General features: G+C 58.7%; 9 protein-coding genes and 1 tRNA gene. 2 read left to right on the top strand and 8 right to left on the bottom strand.

The genetic code is table 11. The features are described 5' to 3' along the window. Window positions 1–1017: ligand-binding sensor domain-containing protein (locus AB4Z11_RS14645; RefSeq protein WP_442025979.1), on the bottom strand; the 1017-nt coding region annotated here is incomplete at its 3' end. A 110-nt stretch (window positions 1018–1127) separates the two neighbouring features. Beyond that, a complete protein-coding gene (locus AB4Z11_RS14640; RefSeq protein WP_442025978.1) occupies window positions 1128–1601 on the bottom strand; it encodes a cupin domain-containing protein in 474 nt (157 codons plus the stop codon). 148 nt (window positions 1602–1749) lie between these two features. Between AB4Z11_RS14640 and AB4Z11_RS14635 the strand changes: the two genes are divergently transcribed. Then, the gene (locus tag AB4Z11_RS14635) at window positions 1750–2229 is read left to right on the top strand and encodes a DUF3016 domain-containing protein (RefSeq protein ID WP_442025977.1); all 480 of its coding nucleotides are present in this window, start codon (window positions 1750–1752) and stop codon (window positions 2227–2229) included. On the opposite strand, the gene AB4Z11_RS14630 is transcribed toward AB4Z11_RS14635, so the two are convergent. From AB4Z11_RS14630 to AB4Z11_RS14620, 3 genes are all read right to left on the bottom strand, one after another. Further along, window positions 2226–2537 (bottom strand): helix-turn-helix domain-containing protein, encoded by a 312-nt coding sequence (locus AB4Z11_RS14630; protein WP_442025976.1) that lies wholly within the window; start codon window positions 2535–2537, stop codon window positions 2226–2228. The two genes, AB4Z11_RS14635 and AB4Z11_RS14630, sit on opposite strands and share 4 nt — an antisense overlap. Then, entirely contained in the window at window positions 2521–2901 is a 381-nt protein-coding gene (locus AB4Z11_RS14625) for a type II toxin-antitoxin system RelE/ParE family toxin (protein WP_442025975.1), read from the bottom strand. The genes AB4Z11_RS14630 and AB4Z11_RS14625 overlap by 17 nt, the downstream gene beginning before the upstream one ends. Before the next feature lie 101 nt (window positions 2902–3002). Continuing rightward, complete coding sequence (locus tag AB4Z11_RS14620; protein ID WP_442025974.1) at window positions 3003–3269, bottom strand: UBP-type zinc finger domain-containing protein; 267 nt, start codon at window positions 3267–3269, stop codon at window positions 3003–3005. A 249-nt stretch (window positions 3270–3518) separates the two neighbouring features. On the opposite strand from AB4Z11_RS14620, the gene AB4Z11_RS14615 reads away from it, so the two are divergent. Beyond that, complete coding sequence (locus AB4Z11_RS14615) at window positions 3519–4220, top strand: PEP-CTERM sorting domain-containing protein (protein ID WP_442025973.1); 702 nt, start codon at window positions 3519–3521, stop codon at window positions 4218–4220. Between the two features lie 72 nt (window positions 4221–4292). Here the strand turns inward: AB4Z11_RS14615 and AB4Z11_RS14610 are convergent. The 3 genes from AB4Z11_RS14610 to dnaG all read right to left on the bottom strand — a co-directional run. After that, window positions 4293–4371: transfer RNA gene (locus AB4Z11_RS14610), tRNA-Ile, on the bottom strand. A 44-nt stretch (window positions 4372–4415) separates the two neighbouring features. Further along, window positions 4416–6653 carry an RNA polymerase sigma factor RpoD gene (gene rpoD / locus AB4Z11_RS14605; RefSeq protein ID WP_442025972.1) on the bottom strand — a complete coding sequence of 746 codons (2238 nt, stop codon included), beginning with the start codon at window positions 6651–6653 and terminating at the stop codon, window positions 4416–4418. A gap of 232 nt (window positions 6654–6885) precedes the next feature. Next, window positions 6886–8613, bottom strand: a 1728-nt coding sequence (gene dnaG, locus AB4Z11_RS14600; RefSeq protein ID WP_442025971.1) for a DNA primase, incomplete at its 5' end; no start/stop codon positions are given.

The following is an 8613-nucleotide window of genomic DNA, read 5'->3' as shown; positions in this document are numbered from 1 at the left end:
GCTCGGTGTCTTGACCTCATTGCCGTCCACCCATAAGGCGCCGTTGTCGCCGGCAGCAATGGCCGGCGCGTCCCAATAAATCGGCGGCATGGCGACGCCGGACAAGACGGGAACGCGGAAGCGATCCAGCCCGTTCTCCGTACCGACCCAGATATTGCCTTCCACGTCCTGATACAGGCAGTTCGGCATATTGCCGCTCATGCCGTTGGGAATGCCGAATGGCTTGGGGTCTTCACCGGGGCCAATGCGCATGACGCCATCGGCGCGCGTCAGCCATGCGTGCTGGCCATCGCGTTCGAACAGCATGGTGCCGCCGCTTTCGCGTGGACGCGGCCAGTCAGGCAGCGGACGGTCCTTGCCAGGTCCGATCAGGGGAATCAGTTCGCCCGGCTTGCCGCCGGTGGCCCAGACTGTGCCATCCCTTGCGAGCGACAGGCGTCCAAAGCCCAGGTTCTCATACTTCTCGCCAAACGATTCGTCTCCTTTAGCCAGCTTGAAGACGCCCGGATCGCAGCGCGCCCAGATGGTTTTATCCGGATCGGTCTGCAGGAAGCATTGGCCGGTTTTACCGGAGCGGCTTTGATCCATTTTCTCCCAGCGCTTGCCGTCAAATACGCGGAAGCCCAGCGAAGTGGAGGCCCATATGCGGCCGCGCCAGTCCTCGGCGAAATCGAGCACGCTGGCCACGGGGAAGCCATCTGCTACTCCGTAATTGTGCAGCACGCCCTTGTGCCACACGCTCACGCCGCCGGAGCGGTAGCCGATCCACAGCGCGCCATTGCTCAGCACACGCATGCCCCAGATATCATTGCCCAGCTGCTGTCCGCCCGGTGGGTGGAAACGCTCGAAGCGTACGCCGTCGAAGCGATAGATCCCGTTCTGCGACGCCAGCCACATCCAGCGATCCGGCGTCTGCGCAATCGCGATGATCGACGGCGGCGCCCCGTCCTTTGCAGTCCAGCTGGTGTGGTGCAGGCTGATCGGACTGAACTGAATGGCCGCAGCCTGYCCTGCCAACGATAGGAGGAATGCGCTAAAAAGGAGCCGGAATAACTGCATTAAATTTATGTTCTTATTAAGGGAAACATAAATTGTAATGGTTTGTAGCGTTTATGACAGGCACGCACTCAATGATTGCGCGGATCGTCCTCGTCGTGGATGTATTTGATGCCGAGCGGGCCGATGCCGGACACCTGGGTCATGTAGTCGCCAGCGCGCGCCCAGTGGAAATGCGGCGTGTTCTTGGGCAGAATCACCACCGCGCCGGGCGGATAGGCCAGCAGCTTGGCGGGATCGAAGGTGGTGCCGATGCCGATATAGAACACGCCGGAAATCACCGTATAAATGCGATCCTCCGGATGGGTATGCGGCATCAGCTTCACGCCTGCAGGCAGCTTCACCCGCACCACATATGGCGCCGCCTCAGCAGGGTTGCCCGCCACCACGGACAGCCGGGCTTCCGGCGGAAATGCCGGGAAAGTCTGCCATTTCATGTCCTCGCTCAGGACCGAGCCGAACTGGTTGAGCGGCAGCGAATCGGCAGCATGGGCGGTGGAGGCGCCGGCGAAGGTCAGCGTTGCGGCCAGCAGGAATTTGTTCATGTCGATCTCCTTGATAAGGTAAGGACATGCTAGGCCAGCGCCGGGCCGTAATAAACAGTCATACATGTACATCACTTGTTACATGGCGTTAGAGGAATGAGCGTATAGTCAAAGTGAAAAACTGCTGCAATTTCACGAAGAGACTGCCATGAATACCCGCATTTTGAAGGCCGCCTGCGCCGCCGCGCTCGCGATTGCCTCGGCCAGTGCTTTTGCCACGGCCAAAGTCACCTATATCGACACCGACAAGATGAGCGACGTCCCGCGCCATCACAGTGATCTCGAAAATATGAAGTACGTCTTCAACGAACACCTCAACAAGCTGTCCGAGYAGCTGCCAGCGGGCCAGGTGCTGAACATCGAGTTCCTCGACATCGACCTCGCCGGCGAAGAATTCCCGCGCGTCGCCGTGCGCGACATTCGCGTCATGAAAGGCCAGGCCGACTGGCCGCGCATGCACTTCCGCTACAGCGTCGAGCAAGACGGCAAGGTGATCGAGAGCGGTGAGAAGAAAATTCAAAACCCCGCCTACCAGCAGAGCATCAATATGTACGACCGGGACCTCTACGGCTACGAAAAGCAGATGCTGGACGATTGGTTCCGCAAAGACCTGCTGCACAAACGCTAGGTCTTTTCCTCAAAGGATCGAACCTGGATATCGGCGTCAGGGAACGAAGCAACCAGCTTCAGCTCTCCGCCTAGTGCCCTGACATAGTCGCGAAGAGTGCTGATGTACATGTCCTCTCGCCGCTCAAGCTTGGACACAGCGGCTTGCTCGACACTCATCGCTTTCGCCACTTCAACTTGCGTGACGCTTCTTGATTTGCGCAGTTCCTGAAGCTTCATTTCCACCAGCAGCGCCTCGGCTCGCGCTGCTGCGCGCGTCCTCGACTCAGGTGACATCGCTGCCCGAAGTTCGCTAAATTTCTTTGCCATCGACMTGCCCTTCCTTTCTCAGAATCTCGAGATGCTCGTCGTACAGCCGGTCAGCAATAGGAACATGCACTAGATACCAACGGCTACTGCCAGTTTTTTCACCGCCAAGCAGAAGGATGGCGTGACGCAAAGGATCGAACGCATATAGCACGCGATATGGCCGGCCACGATGTTGGACTCGCAGTTCCCGCATGTGTGGGTGCCTTGAACCGTGTACCCCGGAGCTATGGGGAAAAGCCAAGCCGGGACCATACTGCTCAAGCAGGCGCACCGATACATCAACGGACTGCTGTTCGTCTTCAGCGAGAGATGCCCACCAAACGCCGAATTCGTCCGTATATTCGACGTCCCATTCACTGGCCATTATTCCCTCCAAGGACTATTCCGTCAAACGAATATCCCTGGAGTGTAAGAGTGTGTGTGCACAACCATGTTGACGCGCCTCAAGCAGGCGCGAAGGAAGGGTCAAATGGCCGGGAACAYCTTCCGGTCGATATAGCACCAGCCCCACGTTTCCCCAGGCTCCGCAGACTTGATCAGCGGATGCTGCGTTTCGTGGAAATGCTTGGTCGCGTGCTTGTTCACAGAAGCATCGCAACAGCCCACGTGTCCGCAGGTCAGGCAAAGGCGCAGGTGCACCCATTTGTCGCCTGTCTTCAGGCACTCTTCGCAGCCGACCGTATTGCCGCTGTAAGTATGGATCTCAGAAAAGTGTTCGCAGCTGCTGGCCATCTCATCTCCCGTGGTTGGATCGAAAACATGTCAAAACTTGTGTCGGAAAACTTTACGCATAATTCACATTGCTCGCACAAGAAATTTTTCATTGCTCGCTAATATATTGAATTTAAATAATATTTAAGTGAACAATGCTCGCATGGCATGCATATTGCGAGTCGCGAAACGGCGGTTGCTCCTTAGCGTAACCGAATCACATCAACCAGGTGCGACCCCAATCTTCGATGTTAACCATAAGAGGGGACTATGTTCAATTCCAAATTCGGCTTCAGTGTTCTGTCGAAACTTCTTGCGGGTATGGTGTTGTTGGTCGCTACGAGTGCCTATGCGGGTCCGGTCACAGGAACCTACGCTACCGGCGATGGTTCGGACGGCAATCAGGCAACGCCGCTGGGTAGCACGCCGCCATATACACTGACCGCTACTGCCAGCACCTTCAGCTATGTCCTGTTTTATCCGAACCAGGCATTCACTTTCTCAGACCTCACCAGCTTCAGCGCCAACTTCGTCAGCAATGCCGGCGGTGCCGGCGGCGGTGCGCCGCGACTGAGAATTCAACTGGATACCAATCACGATACCTTTGCGGACGGGTCGATTTCGATCTATCTGGGCGACTCGCCGAATTTCGTCAATACGGACGCCGAGCTGAACGCCTACAGCGGATTTAATGTTATCGGCAATAACGACGCCGGCCGCTACGACACATCCGAATTCGGTGGCGGCAGCCCCTTCACCACTTATGCAATCGCCCTGGCCATGTTAGGCAGCGCCGACGTCTTGCGATTTGGACTGGTTCTGGACACCTTCGCCCCCTTCCCCGACCGGAACCTGACACTCAATTCCCTTGACGCAGAATTCTCAGCGGCCGCAGCAGTACCCGAACCGAGCTCGGTCCTGCTTGTCGCGCTTGGACTAGGCGCACTTTGCCTCCGCCGCCGCGCGGTCTGAACTCGCAACGCAAGCCGCAAAAAAAAGCCCTGACGATTTCCCGTCAGGGCTTTTTTACGGCATTGAGCGAATTGGTAGGCCTCCCCGGAGTCGAACCGGGTACCAACGGATTATGAGTCCGCTGCTCTAACCAAGCGTGAGCTAGAGGCCCTGAGAACCCGGCAGGATAGGGCCGGGGGCCCTATCCGTCAAGTTTTAGTTACCTTCGAGGAAGCTCTTCAGCTTGTCGGAGCGGGAAGGATGGCGCAGCTTGCGCAGGGCCTTGGCTTCGATCTGGCGGATACGCTCGCGGGTGACGTCGAACTGTTTGCCGACCTCTTCCAGCGTRTGRTCGGTGSWCATYTCGATRCCGAARCGCATGCGCAGCACCTTGGCTTCGCGYGGCGTSAGCGARTCCAGCACRTCCTTGACCACACCGCGCATCGAGGCATGCAGGGCCGCGTCGGACGGCGCCAGTGTGTTGTTGTCCTCGATGAAGTCGCCCAGATGAGAATCGTCGTCGTCGCCGATCGGCGTTTCCATCGAGATCGGCTCCTTCGCGATCTTCATGATCTTGCGGATCTTATCCTCTGGCATTTCCATCTTGATCGCCAGAGTTGCCGGATCAGGCTCGGCACCGGTTTCCTGCAGGATCTGGCGCGAGATGCGGTTCATCTTGTTGATGGTCTCGATCATGTGCACCGGAATACGGATGGTGCGCGCCTGGTCGGCGATGGAACGGGTGATCGCCTGGCGAATCCACCACGTTGCATAGGTCGAGAACTTGTAGCCGCGGCGGTATTCGAACTTATCCACCGCCTTCATCAAACCGATATTGCCTTCCTGGATCAGGTCGAGGAATTGCAGGCCGCGGTTGGTGTACTTCTTCGCGATCGAGATCACCAGACGCAGGTTGGCCTCGGTCATTTCGCGCTTGGCCTTGCGCGCTTTCATTTCACCGGCCGCCATCTGGCGGTTGATGTTGCGCAGGTCCGGCAGCGGCAGCACGACGCGCGCTTGCAGGTCGATCAGGCGCTGCTGCAGTTCCTTGATGGTCGGGATGTTGCGGCCCAGGATCGCGCTGTAAGCGTGACCTGCGGCGACTTCACCGTCCACCCATTCCAGATTGGTTTCGTTGCCCGGGAAGACCTTGATGAAGTGGGCGCGCGGCATGCCGCACTTGTTCACGGCCACATCCAGAATCTGCTTCTCGATGTGACGCACTTCATCGACCTGGCCACGCAGGGTGTCGCACAGCTTCTCCACCACTTTGGCGGTGAAGCGGATGCCCAGCAGTTCGCCGGAAATGGATTCCTGCGCCTTGACGTAAGCCTTGGAGTTATAGCCATCCTTCTCGAACGCCTTGCGCATGCGGTCGAACTGGTTGGCAATATTGTCGAACTTTTCGAGGGAGGCGTTCTTCAGCGCTTCCAGCTGCTCGGCGGAATAGCCGGCGGCGGCACTTGGGCTGGCGCCCTCTTCCTCTTCCTCTTCTTCGTCCTCTTCCTCGTCGTCCTCTTCCTCTTCCTCGTCGGAGGCGGCGACCTGCTGGGTGCCGTCCTCTTCCTCATCGACCAGACCGTCGACGATTTCGTCGATCTTGATCTCGTCCATGCGGATGCGGTCGGAGGTGGCAATGATCTCGGCARTCGTCACCGGGCAGGCGGAGATGGCCTGGATCATGTCCTTCAGGCCGTCTTCGATACGCTTGGCGATTTCGATCTCGCCTTCGCGGGTCAGCAGTTCGACCGAGCCCATCTCGCGCATATACATACGCACAGGGTCGGTGGTACGGCCGAAATCGGAATCAACGGTGGACAGCGCGGCTTCAGCGGCCGCTTCCGCTTCATCGTCGCTGGTCACGGTGGCGACATTATCGGACAGCAGCAGCGTCTCGGCATCCGGCGCGTGTTCGTACACGGCGATGCCCATATCGTTGAACGTGCCGATAATGCCCTCGATCGCTTCCGGATCGACGATGTTCTCAGGCAGATGGTCGTTGATCTCGGCGTACGTCAGGAAGCCACGCTCCTTACCGAACTTGATCAGGGTCTTCAGTTTTTGCCGGCGGCGCTCGAGCTCTTCCTCGGTAGCCTCGGTGTCGGACGAGAAGGCGTCTTTCAGCAGCGCTTTTTCCTTGGCCTTGCGGTCCTTGGCTTTCGCCTTGTCCACGGCTTTGAGCTCAGCGCGCTCGACGGCATTCAGTGCCGCCACTTCATCGTTCTCCGGCTGAAATTCTTTTGGCTTGCGGCCACGGCGCCCCGGCACCTTCACGGTCGGCAAAACGTAGCCGGAGGTGTCGATCGCGGCCAATGCCGCCGCATCCGTTGTCTGACTAACCGCCGGTGGCGCCTTGCTGACGCGGGTTTCCGGTTTATCGGCCGTTTTGGCGGCTTTGGCGGTCACTTTGCGGGGCTTTTCAGCCGCTTTGATTTCAGGTTTCTTAGTTGGCACAGGCGCTTTCGATTTCACAACGACTTGCTTAACGGTTTAGATAGGTTCACGAACCTGCCGACAACCAGGTCCGGCACTGCAACTCTACTACTGCCCCATATGGGGCCTAACCTACTGAAAACAAACAAAAAAATCGCACCGCTAAATATTGCAATATTTAGCATTTTATTATAGCACGGCACTTTCCAATTACCAGACGGGCAGGGTTCCTTGCGCGCGGGCAATCGAAGAGTCAGCGCCCAGCTAATTCCGCCTCCGCTTCACGCCGCAGTTGATCTTGCTTGGCAGTAATTTCGCGGTAGCGTACACCAATTTGCTCAGAAGACAAACCCGTCGAAAACAGCTGATCCAATTCCTTCTTTAACGCATCACCTTTCAATTGGCGCACAGTGGCCGATAGCCAGATGCGCTCGCCTTCCAGCTCAGGCTCATGGGCGGCCGCAATCTCGCCGATGATGCCGTCGTAATCCGGCCCCAACTCCTTCAGTTGCTGGGCCAGGACGGCAAATGTGCCCTGCTCACCCAGCGATTGCGCCAGCTGAACCAACTGTACCAGCCGCTCGGCCGCCTCGGCGCCAAACTGGTTGAATGCGGTGAGGGCGTCGCCGTCCAATATCAGTGCCAGTGAGGGGTGGCAGATCAGGACGCGGATCAGCTTCAATTCCAGTCCTACCGGTTGCTCGCGGCGGCTCTTGGGCGGCGCGATCTTGGCCGTCGCGACCGGCTTGGCCAGCTCGAACAGACCTTCCACCTCGCCCGGCGTGCTCTGGGTCATGGTGGCCAGGCCGCGCACGATCTGAAGACGCAGCGAGGTAGGCGGCATGGCCTGGAGCATGGGTTTGGCGTCAAACTGCACGCGGGCGCGGCCTTCCGGCGAGCTCAGGTCGTGTTCGCCCTGCGCCTCGCGCAGCAGGAACTGGGACAGCGGCATCGCTTCCTGCACCTGCTGTTCGAACGCCGGCGCACCGTATTCGCGGATATAGCTGTCCGGGTCGTGCTCGGCCGGCAGGAACAGGAATTTGATGGTCTTGTCGTCCGACACATGGGGCAGACAGGCTTCCAGCGCGCGCCGGGCAGCGCGGCGGCCGGCCTTGTCGCCGTCAAAACTGAAGATCACGTTGTCTGTTTGGCGCAACAGTTTCTGCACGTGCGTGGTGGTACAGGCCGTACCGAGCGTCGCCACGGCTTGCGGGAAGCCCATCTGGGCCAGCGCCACCACGTCCATATAGCCTTCGGTCACCAGCACATAACCCGCATCGCGGATCGCCTGGCGCGCTTCGAACAGGCCGTACAGCTCCGAACCCTTCGAAAATAGCGGCGTTTCAGGGGAGTTCAGGTATTTTGGCTCACCATGCTCCATGATGCGACCACCAAAGGCGATCACCTGCCCCTTGGTATTGCGGATCGGGAACATCACTCGCTCGCGGAAGCGGTCATAGCGCTTGGTTTTGCGGCCATCCTCATCCACTTGCTGGATGATCAGACCCGCTTCCACCAGGGTGGCGGAGTCATAGTCGGGAAACACGGCTTTCAAGCCATCCCAGCCATTCGGCGCATAGCCGAGGCCGAATTTGGCCGCCACTTCCCCCGTCAGGCCGCGGCCCTTCAGATAATGGATGGCGTTGGGCGCCTTGCGCAGCTCGGCGCGGTAGAAATCGCAGGCCTTGGTCATGGCCTCGGACAAAGCCATCGACTGCTGTTGCTGGGCGGCGCGCTGGGCCGGAGGGATCTTGTCGTCCTGCTCGGGGACCACCATGCCCACATTCTGGGCCAGGTCCTTCACGGCATCGACAAAGCCCATGCCGGAATATTCGATCAGGAAGCCGATSGCCGTSCCGTGSGCRCCGCAGCCGAAGCAGTGATAGAACTGCTTGGTCGGGCTCACCGTAAAGCTGGGAGATTTTTCGTTGTGGAAGGGGCACAGGCCCTGATAATTGGCCCCGCCCTTCTTCAGTTGCAC

It is taken from the genome of Pseudoduganella sp. RAF53_2 (assembly GCF_052113985.1).
Taxonomy (GTDB): Bacteria; Pseudomonadota; Gammaproteobacteria; order Burkholderiales; family Burkholderiaceae_D; genus Rugamonas.
Note: the sequence above shows the minus strand (reverse complement) of the source record. Positions and strands in the feature narration are given on the sequence as shown.

What these genes read in the sequence shown, in the direction of transcription:
- AB4Z11_RS14640 (WP_442025978.1), bottom strand. Translation starts at nt 1,601, where the DNA reads ATGAACAAATTCCTGCTGGCCGCAACGCTGACCTTCGCCGGCGCCTCC.
- AB4Z11_RS14630 (WP_442025976.1), bottom strand. Translation starts at nt 2,537, where the DNA reads ATGGCAAAGAAATTTAGCGAACTTCGGGCAGCGATGTCACCTGAGTCG.
- AB4Z11_RS14615 (WP_442025973.1), top strand. Translation starts at nt 3,519, where the DNA reads ATGTTCAATTCCAAATTCGGCTTCAGTGTTCTGTCGAAACTTCTTGCG.